Origin of the sequence: Pseudomonas sp. CHM02 (assembly GCF_000612585.1) — a bacterium.
Lineage (GTDB): Bacteria > Pseudomonadota > Gammaproteobacteria > Pseudomonadales > Pseudomonadaceae > Aquipseudomonas.
On the sequence record NZ_JFCA01000081.1, the window covers coordinates 1 to 13,326 of the forward strand.

Sequence of the window (13,326 nt, forward strand, 5' to 3'; positions counted from 1 at the left end):
CGGTTTTTTATGGCCTGTATTGGAGTGCGGGGGGGATTTTACAGGGCGAACTGCGCGAAGCTCACGCCAGCGCCGGCTGGGCGTACGTCCTTGAGGAACGAATCCTTGTCCGCGCTCAGTTCCAGGGTAATCTCCGGCTTGCGCTTGCCCGCGTTGCGCACCACCAGGCCTTCGAGCTTCTCGCGCAGGAATGCCGTCGGCACCTTCAGGTGCAGCAACTGGTCGGTCTCGGCGTTGTGCATCAACAGGTGGATCCACTCGTACTGGCCCACGGCAATACGGCCCACCGGCAGGTCGAACCACCAGATGTTGCGTTTGCGGTCCAGGTCGGTGAAATGGCAGTTGTTGACGCCGAGTACGGCACCGCCCAGTTCGGTGTTTCTACGGGCGATGGCCTGTGCTTTATTGAGTTTCATAACCTTCCTACGGGATCTGTTATTCAGCGGTATAGCCTGAATGTGCCGGGCATTCTCGTGGGTTGGCCGCAAAACATAAAGCCAAACCTGCCGCTTTCGATGAAATGCGTGGGCAAAAATAATTGAAACTCTGCCGAACGGCCTCGGGTCAATCTTTAGGTAATGACCAAAACCCTTGATTGTTCTCAGGAGAAATACCATGGGCAGCACAGCGGATAAGGCAAAAGGTTTGGCGAACGAAGCCGTCGGCAACATCAAGCAAGGTGTCGGTAAAGCCACGGACAACACCAAGCTGCAGACCGAAGGCAAGGTTCAGGAAAAGAAAGGCGAAGCTCAGCAAGCCGTCGGCAAGGCCAAAGATGCGGTAAAGAAAACCATCGATAAAGCCTGACCCGGCTGACTGCGAATGCGCAGCCACGCGGCCATCCACGGATGGCCGTTTTTGTGTTGCACGCGCTGAATAAAGTTTCGAAATTGTTTCGAGGTCGCCAAATAGGCTACCTTGATGTAGAAAACGGCCCCTGAGTCGCCCACGAACTCAAATTTTTGCGGCGAAAGTAGACGCTATGATTTTTCCGGTTCTCGATGGTCTCAAGCTGCACAAAGTGCTGGTGCGCACCGTCAAGGAATTCGTCGATGACGAAATGCCCACCTACGCGTCGGCTCTGGCCTACCAGATGCTGTTCTCGCTGTTTCCCTTCCTGCTGTTCCTGATTGCCCTGATCGGTTTCCTGCACCTGCCCGACTTCTTTACCTGGCTGCGCATGCAGTCGGAACTGGTGTTGCCGCCCCAGGCCCTGGAGCAGGTCAACCCGGTGATCGACCAGTTGCAGCAATCCAAGGGTGGCCTGCTGTCGGTGGGTATCGTGATCGCGCTGTGGACGGCTTCGGCCGGCGTGCGCCTGATGATGAGCGCGATGAACGCCGCCTACGATGTGGTTGAAGGCCGGCCGATCTGGAAGCGCTTCCCACTGTCGATTTTCTACACGGTTGGCATCGCCGGCATGCTGCTGGCCGCTGCTGCGCTGATGGTCCTTGGCCCGCAAGTGATGGAATGGCTGGCCGGGCAGATCGGCATGCAGGAGTTCGTGGTCACCTTGTGGACCATCCTGCGCTGGCCGTTGATCGTGATTTTGCTGATGTTCGCCGTGGCCCTGATGTACTACGTGATGCCGGATGTGGAGCAGAAATTCCGCTTCATCACTCCGGGCTCGGTGCTCGCGGTGGTGGTGTGGATCATCGCGTCCCTGGGCTTTGGCTACTACGTCAAAACCTTTGCCGACTACAACGCCATGTATGGCAGTATCGGCGCGATCATCGTGTTGCTGCTGTATTTCTACATTTCCGCCGCCGTGCTGTTGCTGGGGGCGGAGATGAACGCAGTGATCGAACACATGTCCGCCGAGGGCAAGGACCCGGGTGAAAAAGCGTTCGACGAGCCCGGCCACACCGATGAAAAACAGCATGTCTCAGGCCTCGGCCGAGACCACTCCAAGCCCACTCCCGACGAAGTCTGATCAATGATCCGTGAAATCCTGAAAATGGGCGACGAGCGCCTGCTGCGCATCGCGCCTCCGGTTCCGCCGGAAATGTTCGACAGCCCCGAGCTGTGGCAATTGATCGATGACATGTTCCAGACCATGGAGCACGTGGGTGGCGTTGGCCTGGCCGCGCCGCAGATCGGTGTCGACCTGCAATTGGTGATCTTCGGTTTCGAAGCCAGCGAGCGCTACCCGGACGCGCCGCCAGTGCCGCAGACGATCTTGATCAACCCGCTGATTACCCCGCTCAGCCCGGTGCTGGAAGAGGGCTATGAAGGCTGCCTCTCCGTGCCCGGCCTGCGTGGCGCGGTGAACCGTTACCAGCAGATTCGCTACGAAGGGTTCGATCCGAAGGGGGAGCCTATCGTGCGCTTTGCCGATGGTTTCCATGCGCGGGTGGTGCAGCATGAATGCGATCACCTGATCGGCCGGTTGTACCCGTCGCGGATCACCGACTTCAGCAAGTTCGGCTTTATCGAAGTCATGTTCCCGGACTTGGATCCCACGGCCGACGATTGATCCTGCATCTGAATGTGAGGCTGCTTGTTGTGGTGAGCGGGCTTGTCCCGCGCTGGGCTGCGAAGCAGACCCAAACCTGTCACCGCAGTGTGCCTGACGGACCGCGGTGGCTTGGATAGGGGACGCTTCGCAGCCCAGCGCGGGACAAGCCCGCTCACCACAGAAAAGCGATACTTCAGTAATTGTTATCGCGTGGGTTTAATGAACCGCAACGTCATCCGGTCCGACTCGCCAATCGCCACGTACTTCGCCTTATCCTGCTCCCCCAGCTTCAACGTCGGTGGCAACGTCCACACGCCAGCCGGATAATCCTTGGTGTCCTTCGGGTTGGCATTCACTTCGCTTTGACCTGCCAGCTTGAACCCGGCATCGGACGCCAGCTTCACCACCTGCGCGGTGGTCAGGTAACCGCTGTCCTTGATCGCCTGCAGATCCGCCCCGTCCTTGGCCCGGTGATCTTCCACGCCCAACACGCCGCCGGGCTTGAGCACGCTGTAGAACGCGCTGAAGGTGGCCGGTGCGGTTCCTGCCTCTACCCAGTTATGCACATTGCGAAAGGTCAGTACGGCATCCGCCGACGCGGGTTTGCCGAACACCGGGGCCTTGGGGTCGAACTCGACCACCGAGGCCTTGCCGTAGCGCGCGGGGTCGGCGGCGAATTTCTTCTTCAGATTTGCTTCGGACGCTCGCGCGTAGTCACTGCTGCTCGCCGCTTGCACGGCCGCAACGTACTGCCCGTGATCCTTGAGCAGCGGCGCCAGCACCTCGCTGTACCAGCCGCCACCGGGGGTAATTTCAATCACCGTCTGCCTGGCGCCCAAGCCAAAAAACGCCAAGGTCTGTTGCGGATGGCGATAGCCGTCGCGGGCGCTATTGGCCGGGTCGCGCCAACTGCCGGCGAGTACGCTCTGGTACTGCTGGGCGGTGATCGGTGCGTCGGCTGCCTGGCCCAAGACCGGGGCGAGCAGGGCGGTGAGGGAGAGAACTGCAAGCGTCGTTTTCATGATCATCCTGTAGAGGGCCACTGTGCCGCCGAGGCTAGCATGGGCCCCGCACGCGCTGATCACACATTATGCGAGGTCGACCTCACTAAACGATCTAAGCCCATCGCGATCATCGGTTTGTTGCGCTTGTAGCGCACCAGCCGTTCGCTGAGGGACTGTGGCAGCCGCGTGGCCTGGGTGAAACCCATGGATTGATACAGCCGTTCCAGGTCCGGATGACACAGCAGCCACACCGTCCCCTCCACATTGGCCACCGCTGCCTCGATCACCCGCGCCGCCAGCCCCTGTCCACGATAGGCGGGGTCAACAAACACTCCGGTCAGCCACTGCCCGCCGACCACCGGTGTCAGGCACAGCCCGGCGACGATTTCGTCCTCCCGCGCCACCCAAAGACGCCCGCCCTTGAGCGCCTTCATCGACGAATTATGGCTGCGATAAAATTTGTTCAGCAGCGGCCACAGCGGCTCTGCCAGGGGTGCGATGTGCAATGGGGGCATGGTGTTCAGGCAAGCATTATCAAGGGCCGGGGATTATAAGCGCCTTCTGCCGGGCAATAGGTGGTATACCCAGTGCTACATCCCCTGTAAGTGGAGCATGCATCATGGCCAAAGGTATGGATTCAAAAAAAGCCGCGAAGAAAAAACCGGCAAAGACCGCGGATGAAAAACGCGCCGACAAGAAAGCCAAGAAATCCGAGACGGGCCTGTTCGGTCACTGAGTTACAAGCTTAGAACCAAACGATCTGCAAGATTTCCCCGCCTCATTGCACAGAGCAGGAAACACCTGCTCTGAGCTGCCGATGGCCAACTACCTTGATCTGACCCAGCGCCGGGAAATCGAAGCCCTGGCCGCGACCTTTACTGCAAGAACCGAATGGCCGACCTGGCTGCTGTTGATCGGCGTGTACGCCGGTTGGTTCGCCGTGATTCTCGGCAGCCACTGGTTGGGCCTGTGGTTGAGCACCCTGTTGCTGATCCCGGTCGTGACGCTGTGGCTGTCGGTGCAACATGAATTGCTGCATGGTCATCCCACCCGTTCGCTGCTGCTGAATAAACTCCTCGGCTATGCCCCCTTCGCCGTGTGGTATCCCTACACGCTGTATCGCGACAGCCACCTGCTGCACCACAACGACGAAGACCTGACCCTGCCGGGCATCGACCCGGAAAGCCGCTACCTCAACCAGCAGCATTGGGACAACAGCTCGCTGTTCGAACGTGGCGTGCATTGGTTGACCAAGACCGTGCTCGGTCGCTTCCTGCTCGCGGCACCCTTGGCGATTGGCCGCTTGGTGCGTCATGAGCTACAACGCCTGCCCCAGGTGTGGCCGATGTGGCTGGCCCACGGCGTCGTCACTGTGCTGATGCTGAGTTTCGTCGCTCACTACAGCGCGCTGTCGGTGTGGCACTACCTGCTGCTGGTCAGCGTGCCGGCCTTGTCCCTGGCCTCGATCCGTTCCTACTATGAACACCGTCCGCACCCGCAACCGGAGCAACGCACCGTGCTCAACGAAGCGTCCTGGCCGTGGACCTGGCTGTTTCTCAACAACAACCTGCACCTGGTGCACCACGACTTGCCGAAACTGCCCTGGTACTTGCTGCCCACCGTCTACCGCGCTCGACGTGAACAATGGGTGGCGCGCAGCGGTGGCTTCCTGGTGCAAGGCTATGGCCAGTTGATCAGCCGCCACGGCCTCAAGGCCATCGACAGCCCCCGGCACCCTTTTGCGTGAGAGATGACCATGAGTGAGCATTACGCCGAGTTGCTGATGTATGTCGCGCCCGAGCCGATCCAACAGGCCAACCAACAGTGGCTGACGCGCATCCTCGAACGCCTGGAGCTGCGCCGTCTCAACGCCGATCACCTCGACTTGCCCGGCCTGTGGCTGGCACCTGAACTGCTGGTGACCCAAACCTGCGGCTACCCGCTGATGACCCAGTTGCTTGGGCAGGTTCGCGTGATCGGTCGGCCGCGCTATGAACTGCCCCACAGCAGCCACGGTGAACATTGCAGCCTGCTGCTGACCCGTGACGACAACCCGCACCATGCCTTGGCAGATTTCTACAACAGTCGCGGCGTGATCAACGGCCACGACTCCAACAGCGGCATGAACCTGCTGCGCGAGCGCCTGGCGCCGTTGCAGCGCGACGGCCGTTTCTTCGCCAGTGTCGGCATCAGTGGCGCCCACCGCGAGAGCCTGCGCTGGTTGCGCGAAGACCGCGCCGACCTTGCCGCGATCGACAGCGTCACCTACGACTACCTTGCCCGTTTCGCGTCGTCGGAAGTGGCGGGACTGCGCATCGTCGCGCACAGCGCACCCAGCCCGACCCTGCCTTATATCGGACCGAAAGGATTGAGTGATGAACAGGTGGCGCGGATCCGTCAGGCGATGAACCAGGCATTGCAGGATTTACCGCAGGTCGCCGGCACATTGGGCTTGCAGGAGGTGCTGCCCGCCGGCGAAGACGACTACCGGATACTGCTGGACTACCAGCAGCAGGCCGCCACCGCCGGTTACGCGAAACTTAAATAAGGTTATATAAAAATACCTTTTAAATATTATTAAAGAATAAGCAGCCTTGCTAGGATCGCTCCACCGGAACACCGGACATAACGCGCAACCTACTCAGATGGAGCCACTATGTCCGGCGCCGACACTTCTCACAGCGATTACGTGGGCGGATTGTTCCGCAGTCATTACGACTGGCTGTGCAGCCGTTTGCACCGCCACCTCGATTCCCGTGCGCACGCCGAAGACATCGCCGCCGATACCTTTGTCCAGCTCCTGAGTGCACCGGGCGTCGTGCCCATCCGCCAGCCTCGCGCGCTGCTCACCACCATCGCCCAACGCCTGATGTACCAGCTGTGGCGCCGCCGTGATCTGGAGCGGGCCTACCTCGATGCACTCGACAGCGACCAGACTTCAACCGCACCGTCTCCGGAAGAGCTGGCGCAAATGCTTGAGGCGCTGCAAGCCATCGACCAGTTGCTCGACGGCTTGCCGGCCAAGGTCAAGGCGACCTTCCTGCTGTCCCAGCTCAACGGCCTGACTTACCCGGAAATCGCCGCCGAGCTGGGGATTTCCCAGCGCTCGGTCAGCGACTACATGACCCGTGCCTTCAACCGCTGCCTGCGGCTGTGCCTGGAATGAACGACGAGTTGATCGACAGCGCCACGCGCTGGTACGTGCTGCTGCGTTCCGGCCAGGCCACGGCGGGCGACTGGCAGCGCTACGAACAATGGCGTGCCGCCGACCCGCGCCACGACGCCCTGTGCCGACAGTTGGAAACGCGCCTGGGCGTGTTCCAGGTGCCCCAAGTGCAAGGGGTGAGTGGCAAAGTGTTGCAGCAGGCGTTGGAGGCACCGTCCAGCCGTCGCCAGGTGTTGCAGGTCGCGCTGGCGGGCGGCGGTGTAGCGCTCGGCGCCGCCTTGTTGGCCAAGCCGCTGGGCTTGCCGTTGACGGAACTTACGGCGGATATTCGCACCGGCACCGGCGAGCGCCGCACGGTGATGCTGGACGATGGCAGCGAGTTGCTGCTCAACGCCCAAAGCGCGGCCGATATCCAGTTCGACCCGCAACGGCGGCTGGTGCGCCTGCGCGAAGGCGAGTTACTGGCCAAGGTCGCCAGCGACCGCATTCGGCCGTTTCTGATCCAGACCGACCAGACCCGTCTGCGTGCCTATGGCAACCGTTTTCTGGTGCGCGAGCGCGAAGGGCAGGGCCAGGTTGTCGCCCTGAATGGCGCGGTGGAGATCGATGGCCAGAACGGCGAGCGCCTGCAACTCACGGCCGGCCATGAGGTGCGCTATAACCGCGAGGGCTTCGGCCCGATGCAGGCCAGTTCCTCCGGTGCCACCGCCTGGGTCGATGGCTTCCTGCAAGTGCGCGACCGTCCGCTGGCCGAAGTCATCGACGCACTGCGGCCCTATCACAACGGCGTGCTGCGCCTGGATCCCTCCGTGGCCGGTCTGCGCGTCAGTGGCCTGTACCGCCTGGACAACCCACAGCAAATCCTCGACACCCTGGCGCGCACCTTGCCGATCCACATCACCCGCCGCACCGGCCTGTGGGTGACCGTCAGTGCCACCTGAAACTCGTAGGAGCCGGCTTGCCGGCGATGGCATCTCCTCGGTCTTGCTGGGGCACCGAGGTGTCTGCATCGCCGGCAAGCCGGCTCCTACAAATGGTGGGGTGCTCATTGATTGTGTGGGTTCTAAGGACATAACCAAACGATCTGCAAGTTTTCCCCCCGCTGTCCCACATCACTCCCGTAAGCGCTGCGGGGAGCAGCGTTCTCGAGTTTCCTTGGGGGGAGCCAAAGTGAGTCAGTTCAACCGTGTGCCGCTTCGAACCTTTGCCCTGGTGCCGTTGGCCAGTCTGTTGTTCTCGTTTGCCGCCAGTGCCGAAGAGGCGCGCCAGGTCTACCACATCGCCCCTGGCCCGCTGGATGAAGTGCTGCTCAACATCAGCCGCCAAAGCGGCCAGGTGATCTCGTTCACGCCGCAGCTGGGTGACTATTCCTCGGCCAGTGTGGACGGTTCGCTGTCGGCGCAACAGGCGGTGGACGCCGCGCTCAAGGGCACCGGCCTGCAAGTCCAGGTCAGCCCGGACGGGGCGTTCATCATCAAGGAAGGCGCGGTCAAAAGCGCCCAGGCCACCCGCAACGTAAAGGCCCAGACCAGCGCCGCCCAGGCCCCGACCCTGGACCGCGTGGTCGCCATCGGCACCCGGCGCAGTGACGCCACCGCCCTCACCAGTGCCGCCCCGGTGGATGTGATCAACGCCGAAGAACTCAAGCAGACCGGCGCCACCAGCCTCAATCAGGCGCTGTTCCAATTGCTGCCGTCGTTCAACTTCCCGCAGAACCAGAGCGCGACCCGTGGCCAGAACCCCAAGGGCGCGTCCCTGCGTGGCCTGGCACCGGACCAGACGCTGGTGCTGATCAACGGCAAGCGCCGTCATGCCTCGGCGGTGGTGAACATCTCCGGTGGCGTGCCGTTCATTGGCGCGCAGCCGGTGGACCTGGACATGATCCCCATCAGCAGCATCGACCACGTCGAAGTGCTGCGCGACGGCGCTTCGGCGCAATACGGCTCGGATGCGGTGGCGGGCGTGGTCAACATCGTGCTCAAGGAGCGTGACAGCGGTGGCCAGGTGAACACCCAACTGGGCAAATACGCCCAGGGCGACGGCTTCAGCAAAACCACCGACGGCTGGTACGGCCTGGGTTTGCCGGGGGATGGCTTCCTCACCCTGAGCTTCAACACCCTCAACAACAAACCCACCGACATTGGCGACAAGTACGTCGCCGACGGCCAACTGCAAGACCCACGCTGGGGCGGTGCCGGGCGCGATAAATTCAACCTGGCGGCCAACGCCGAGATCGGCCTGAGCGATCAGTGGCGCCTCTACAGTTTCGCCACCTTCGGCCAGGACAAGTCGGTGAACAACACGCCGCCACTGTTGGCCAACAACCCGAACAACGTGCCGGGCATCTACCCCAACGGTACTATTCCCAAGTACCGCTACCGCTATGAAGACGGCGCGCTCACCGTCGGCACGCGCTATGAAGACGAGACCCTCGGCCGCTTCGACCTCAGCGCCACCTACGGTCGCGACAAGCACGATGAACTGGCTTTCAACACGGTCAACCCGAGCTACGGCCTGAACAGCCCGACCAAGTTCGACGTGGCCACGTTGGTCAATGACCAGACCAATATCGGCCTGGATTACGCCAAGGACCTGGACGTCAACTGGTCGAGCCATCCACTGACCGTCTCGGCGGGTATTGCCTACCGCCATGAGCAATATCGTCTGGAAGAGGGCGACTACGAGTCTTACTCCTTTGGCGGCATCAACGGTGTGCAGGTTGGCGCGGTGCAAGCCTCCGGCCTGACACCGGACGACGCCGGCACCTACAAGCGTGATGTCGGCGGCGTGTACTTCGGCCTCGAACACCAGCTCACCGACAAATTCCAGGTGGGCATCGCCGGGCGTACCGAGCACTACTCGGACTTCGGCTCGGCCACCACCGGCAAGCTCTCGGCGCGCTATGACTTCACCCCGCAAGTGGGCTTGCGCGCCACGGTGAACAACTCGTTCCGCGCGCCGACCCTGGGCCAGATCGGCACCTCGTGGACCACCACCACCAACGTCGATATCAACGGCAACCCGGTACTCACCCGCATGCTGCCCGCCGACAACCCGGCCGCCCGTGCTTTGGGTGCCGAGCCGCTCAAGCCCGAGAAGTCCACCAACTATTCCCTGGGCCTGGTGCTGCGTCCGATCGAAAACGCCTCGCTGACCATCGACGCCTACCAGATCTCGATTCGTGACCGCCTGCTCTACAGCGGTGGCATTTCCGGGCCGCGTGCCGAGCAGATCCTGCAGCAGGCCGGCTTTGGCCAGTACACCTGGGCGCAGTTCATGACCAACGCCGCCAACACGCGTACCCGTGGCGTCGACATCGTCGGCAAGTACAACCTGGACCTGGCGCAGTACGGCGCGTTGAGCCTGTCGGCCGGCTACACCAAGGCACGCACCACGATCGAGAAGGTCCACGAAAACCCCAACGGTTTCGACATCCTCACCCGCGAAGCCCGTGGCTTTCTGGAACACGGCTACCCCGAAGACAAGTTGGTGCTCGGCGCCACCCACAAGATCGGCGCCTGGACCATCGCGCTCAGCGAAACCCGCTACGGCGAGTACCGCAAATACGCCGCCAGCGAAGCCAACGCGCAGTACGACCAGACCTTCGCCGCGCAATGGAACACCGACCTGGACGTGAACTACGCGTTCACCAAACAACTGCGCTTGTCGGTCGGCGCCAACAACCTGTTCGACAGCAAACCCGACGACTTCAACACCCGCCTGCGCCAGACCCCGGGCCAGCAATACAGCTACCTGTCGCCGTCGGCGCCGGAAGGGGCGTTCTACTACACGCGGCTCAGTTATGACTTTTAACCGATCTTGAATCCGCAGAGATCAAATGTGGGAGCGGGCTTGCCCGCGAATACGGTGGGTCAGCCAGCTCATGCATCGCTGAGCCACCGCCTTCGCGAGCAAGCCCGCTCCCACACTGGATCTTCTGTGTTCTGGAAATTGATTCGCCATGAGGTTCTGCATGAAAAGACTTAAAACACTGCTCGGTGGCTCACTACTGGCACTGGCCGTTTTAGCGCAACCCACACCCGCCGCCGAAGCCGTCAAACCCATCCACTTCGGTGACATCACTTGGGAAAGCGGCAGCCTGATCACCGAGGTACTGCGCCTGATCGTCGAGAAGGGCTACGGCTTGCCCACCGACACCTTGCCCGGCAGCACCGTGAGCCTGGAAGCCGCCCTGGCCAAGGACGATATCCAGGTGATTGGCGAAGAGTGGGCCGGGCGCAGTCCGGCGTGGGTCAAGGCCGAGAGCGAAGGCAAGGTCTTCGGCCTGGGCGACACGGTCAAAGGCGCCACCGAAGGCTGGTGGGTGCCCGAGTTTGTGATCAAGGGCGATGCCGAGCGCGGTATCAAGCCTCTGGCGCCGGACCTGAAGTCGGTGGCCGACCTGCCGCGCTACAAGGACGTGTTCCGCGACCCCGAAGACCCGACCCGTGGACGCTTCCTCAACAGCCCCACCGGCTGGACCTCGGAGATCGTCAACAGCCAGAAACTCAAGGCCTACCAACTTACCGACAGCTTCGTCAACTTCCGCACCGGCTCCGGCGCAGCACTGGATGCCGAAGTGGCGTCGTCGATCCGCCGTGGCAAACCGGTGCTGTTCTACTACTGGTCGCCGACGCCGCTGCTGGGCCGTTTCAAGCTGGTCAAGCTGGAAGAGCCGCCGTTCAACGCCGAAGCCTGGAAGACCCTGTCCGACGCGAAAAACCCCAACCCCATCGGCACTCGCTCGATGCCCGCGCGCCTGGCGATTGGTGTGTCGGCACCGTTCAAGGCGCAGTACCCGCAATTGGTGAGCGTGTTTGAAAAAGTTGACCTGCCGATCGATTTACTCAACGGCATCCTCGGCGAAATGAGCGAGAAACGCACACCGCCACGCCTGGTGGCTGAAGCGTTCCTCAAGGACCATCCACAGGTCTGGCAGCAATGGGTGCCGGCGGATGTGGCGGCCAAGGTCAAGGGAGCGCTCTGATGCTTAAAGTCTTCGCTGCTGCGGTTCTTTCGCTGGTGGTCGGCCAGGTGCTCGCGGCCGAACCGGACACCTTGCGTATCGGTTACCAGAAAAGCTCGGTGAGCATGGTGCTGGCCCGTGAGCACAAACTCTTCGAAGAGGCGCTGCCCGGTACGCAGGTGCAGTGGATCGAGTTCCTCGGCGGCCCGCCGCTGATCGAAGCGCTGAACGGTGGCAGCCTGGACATCGGCAACATCGGTGACATCCCGCCGATCTTCGCCCAGGCCGCCGGCATCGAGTTGCAGTACTTTGCCGTCGAGCCCAACGAGGGCAAATCCGAAGCGGTGCTGGTGCCCAAAAACAGCAGCGTGCAGAACGTGGCCGAGCTCAAGGGCAAGCGCGTGGCGTTGCTCAAGGGCTCCAGCGCCCACAACCTGTTCCTCAAGAGTCTGCTGCGTGCGGGCTTGCAGTGGAAGGATGTCGACGTGGTGTACCTGTCGCCGTCCGACGGGCGTGCCGCCTTCGAACAAGGCAAGGTCGATGCCTGGGTGGTGTGGGACCCGTACTACTCGGCCGCCGTGGTCGACGGCTCTGCCCGCGTGCTGGGCGATGGCCAGGGCCTCAACCCGGCAGGCACGTTCTTTGTTGCCAGCAGCCCGTTTATCAAACAGCACCCCCAGGCCATCGGCACGATTATCCAGACCCTCGCCAAGGCACAACGCTTGTCCCTCGACCAGCCCGACGAGAGCATCGCGCTGATGGCCAAGACCTTGGGCCTGCAATCGGCGGTGGTCAAAAGCTACTTCGAGCACCGTTCCTCCACGCCCATACGCCCGCTGCAAGCCGCCGACATCGCCACCCAGCAACGCACTGCCGACCTGTTCTTCACCAACGGCCTGATCCCGAAAAAGGTCGATGTGCAGCAAGTCGTCTTCAGGGCCCCATGAATTCTGTGGCGAGCCCGCTCACCACATAGACCCTAATGCCCTTAATCAGTGAGCAGACCATGCAACCGATCTACATCGATTTTCTCAACGGCCTCGACATCGACGAACTGGGGCTGACCAATGACGAAATCCTCAACGCCATCGAAGCCAGCCTGGCGATCCAGGGGCGTGGCGAGGCGGTGATCGAACCGCGTACCCACCTGATTCCCGGCGGCGGGATCAACGGCCACTTCAACGTGTTGCGCGGTGTGCTGGGCGGCGATATCGGCTACGCGGGGGTCAAGGTGGTGGGGGATTTCGTCGACAATTACCGCAAGGGCCTGCCCTCGGAACTGGCGATCCTCAACCTGCTGGACCCGGCCACCGGCATTCCCAAGGCCATTCTCGATGCCTCGGCGATCACCGACATGCGCACCGGCGCCGTCACTGCGATCGGCGCCAAATACCTGGCCCGGCCCGACAGCAAGGTGCTGGCGCACATCGGCGCACGTGGCACGGCGTATTGGAATGTGCGCCTGCTCGACCACCTGTTCGACTTCGACGAAATCCGCGTGCATTCACGCCGCAGCGAAAGCCGCGAAGCCTTCGCCGGACGCCTGCGCCAGGACCTGGGCAAACCGGTGATCGTCACCGACGATTGGGAGTCCACCGTGCGTGGTGCCGACATCGTCGTCGAGGCCTCGCGCCTGGATCAGCCCGAGCCGTTGCTGCGCACCGACTGGATCAAGCCCGGCGCCTTTGTGGTGCCCTACGGCACCATGAGCGCGGTGGAACTGTCGCTCACC

The 13,326-nt window shown here is 62.1% G+C and carries 14 protein-coding genes; 11 read left to right on the forward strand and 3 right to left on the reverse strand.

Annotated elements, in window-relative coordinates:
* Positions 1-38 precede the first annotated feature (38 nt).
* Positions 39-416 (reverse strand): hypothetical protein, encoded by a 378-nt coding sequence (locus BM70_RS0129980; protein WP_025859438.1) that lies wholly within the window; start codon positions 414-416, stop codon positions 39-41.
* A 199-nt stretch (positions 417-615) separates the two neighbouring features.
* Between BM70_RS0129980 and BM70_RS0129985 the strand changes: the two genes are divergently transcribed.
* From BM70_RS0129985 to def, 3 genes are all read left to right on the forward strand, one after another.
* Entirely contained in the window at positions 616-807 is a 192-nt protein-coding gene (locus BM70_RS0129985) for a CsbD family protein (protein ID WP_010208215.1), read from the forward strand.
* A gap of 175 nt (positions 808-982) precedes the next feature.
* Positions 983-1,933 carry a YihY/virulence factor BrkB family protein gene (locus BM70_RS0129990; RefSeq protein WP_025859439.1) on the forward strand — a complete coding sequence of 317 codons (951 nt, stop codon included), beginning with the start codon at positions 983-985 and terminating at the stop codon, positions 1,931-1,933.
* A gap of 3 nt (positions 1,934-1,936) precedes the next feature.
* Positions 1,937-2,476, forward strand: coding sequence for a peptide deformylase (gene def / locus BM70_RS0129995; RefSeq protein WP_025859440.1), 540 nt, complete (start codon positions 1,937-1,939; stop codon positions 2,474-2,476).
* A gap of 185 nt (positions 2,477-2,661) precedes the next feature.
* On the opposite strand, the gene BM70_RS0130000 is transcribed toward def, so the two are convergent.
* Both BM70_RS0130000 and BM70_RS0130005 read right to left on the reverse strand, forming a co-directional pair.
* Entirely contained in the window at positions 2,662-3,480 is an 819-nt protein-coding gene (locus tag BM70_RS0130000) for a class I SAM-dependent methyltransferase (protein ID WP_025859441.1), read from the reverse strand.
* Between the two features lie 59 nt (positions 3,481-3,539).
* Positions 3,540-3,977 carry a GNAT family N-acetyltransferase gene (locus BM70_RS0130005; RefSeq protein ID WP_025859442.1) on the reverse strand — a complete coding sequence of 146 codons (438 nt, stop codon included), beginning with the start codon at positions 3,975-3,977 and terminating at the stop codon, positions 3,540-3,542.
* 302 nt (positions 3,978-4,279) lie between these two features.
* Between BM70_RS0130005 and BM70_RS0130015 the strand changes: the two genes are divergently transcribed.
* From BM70_RS0130015 to BM70_RS0130050, 8 genes are all read left to right on the forward strand, one after another.
* Positions 4,280-5,209: a fatty acid desaturase gene (locus BM70_RS0130015; RefSeq protein ID WP_025859443.1), complete on the forward strand. Its 930-nt coding sequence runs from the start codon at positions 4,280-4,282 to the stop codon at positions 5,207-5,209.
* Between the two features lie 9 nt (positions 5,210-5,218).
* Positions 5,219-6,010 carry a phosphate/phosphite/phosphonate ABC transporter substrate-binding protein gene (locus BM70_RS0130020; protein WP_025859444.1) on the forward strand — a complete coding sequence of 264 codons (792 nt, stop codon included), beginning with the start codon at positions 5,219-5,221 and terminating at the stop codon, positions 6,008-6,010.
* A gap of 108 nt (positions 6,011-6,118) precedes the next feature.
* Complete coding sequence (locus BM70_RS0130025) at positions 6,119-6,628, forward strand: sigma-70 family RNA polymerase sigma factor (RefSeq protein ID WP_025859445.1); 510 nt, start codon at positions 6,119-6,121, stop codon at positions 6,626-6,628.
* Entirely contained in the window at positions 6,625-7,569 is a 945-nt protein-coding gene (locus BM70_RS0130030) for a FecR domain-containing protein (RefSeq protein ID WP_025859446.1), read from the forward strand. Before BM70_RS0130025 ends, BM70_RS0130030 begins: the two co-directional genes overlap by 4 nt.
* A 229-nt stretch (positions 7,570-7,798) precedes the next feature.
* The gene (locus BM70_RS0130035; protein ID WP_025859447.1) at positions 7,799-10,441 is read left to right on the forward strand and encodes a TonB-dependent receptor; all 2,643 of its coding nucleotides are present in this window, start codon (positions 7,799-7,801) and stop codon (positions 10,439-10,441) included.
* Between the two features lie 160 nt (positions 10,442-10,601).
* Positions 10,602-11,615 (forward strand): ABC transporter substrate-binding protein, encoded by a 1,014-nt coding sequence (locus BM70_RS0130040; protein ID WP_025859448.1) that lies wholly within the window; start codon positions 10,602-10,604, stop codon positions 11,613-11,615.
* Positions 11,615-12,541: an aliphatic sulfonate ABC transporter substrate-binding protein gene (locus BM70_RS0130045; protein ID WP_025859449.1), complete on the forward strand. Its 927-nt coding sequence runs from the start codon at positions 11,615-11,617 to the stop codon at positions 12,539-12,541. Before BM70_RS0130040 ends, BM70_RS0130045 begins: the two co-directional genes overlap by 1 nt.
* A 59-nt stretch (positions 12,542-12,600) precedes the next feature.
* Positions 12,601-13,326: ornithine cyclodeaminase family protein (locus BM70_RS0130050; protein WP_025859450.1), on the forward strand; the 726-nt coding region annotated here is incomplete at its 3' end.

What these genes read in the sequence shown, in the direction of transcription:
- BM70_RS0130005 (WP_025859442.1), bottom strand. Translation starts at nt 3,977, where the DNA reads ATGCCCCCATTGCACATCGCACCCCTGGCAGAGCCGCTGTGGCCGCTG.
- BM70_RS0130040 (WP_025859448.1), top strand. Translation starts at nt 10,602, where the DNA reads ATGAAAAGACTTAAAACACTGCTCGGTGGCTCACTACTGGCACTGGCC.
- BM70_RS0130020 (WP_025859444.1), top strand. Translation starts at nt 5,219, where the DNA reads ATGAGTGAGCATTACGCCGAGTTGCTGATGTATGTCGCGCCCGAGCCG.
- BM70_RS0129990 (WP_025859439.1), top strand. Translation starts at nt 983, where the DNA reads ATGATTTTTCCGGTTCTCGATGGTCTCAAGCTGCACAAAGTGCTGGTG.
- BM70_RS0130000 (WP_025859441.1), bottom strand. Translation starts at nt 3,480, where the DNA reads ATGAAAACGACGCTTGCAGTTCTCTCCCTCACCGCCCTGCTCGCCCCG.
- BM70_RS0130015 (WP_025859443.1), top strand. Translation starts at nt 4,280, where the DNA reads ATGGCCAACTACCTTGATCTGACCCAGCGCCGGGAAATCGAAGCCCTG.
- BM70_RS0129985 (WP_010208215.1), top strand. Translation starts at nt 616, where the DNA reads ATGGGCAGCACAGCGGATAAGGCAAAAGGTTTGGCGAACGAAGCCGTC.
- BM70_RS0130045 (WP_025859449.1), top strand. Translation starts at nt 11,615, where the DNA reads ATGCTTAAAGTCTTCGCTGCTGCGGTTCTTTCGCTGGTGGTCGGCCAG.
- BM70_RS0130025 (WP_025859445.1), top strand. Translation starts at nt 6,119, where the DNA reads ATGTCCGGCGCCGACACTTCTCACAGCGATTACGTGGGCGGATTGTTC.
- BM70_RS0130030 (WP_025859446.1), top strand. Translation starts at nt 6,625, where the DNA reads ATGAACGACGAGTTGATCGACAGCGCCACGCGCTGGTACGTGCTGCTG.
- def (WP_025859440.1), top strand. Translation starts at nt 1,937, where the DNA reads ATGATCCGTGAAATCCTGAAAATGGGCGACGAGCGCCTGCTGCGCATC.
- BM70_RS0129980 (WP_025859438.1), bottom strand. Translation starts at nt 416, where the DNA reads ATGAAACTCAATAAAGCACAGGCCATCGCCCGTAGAAACACCGAACTG.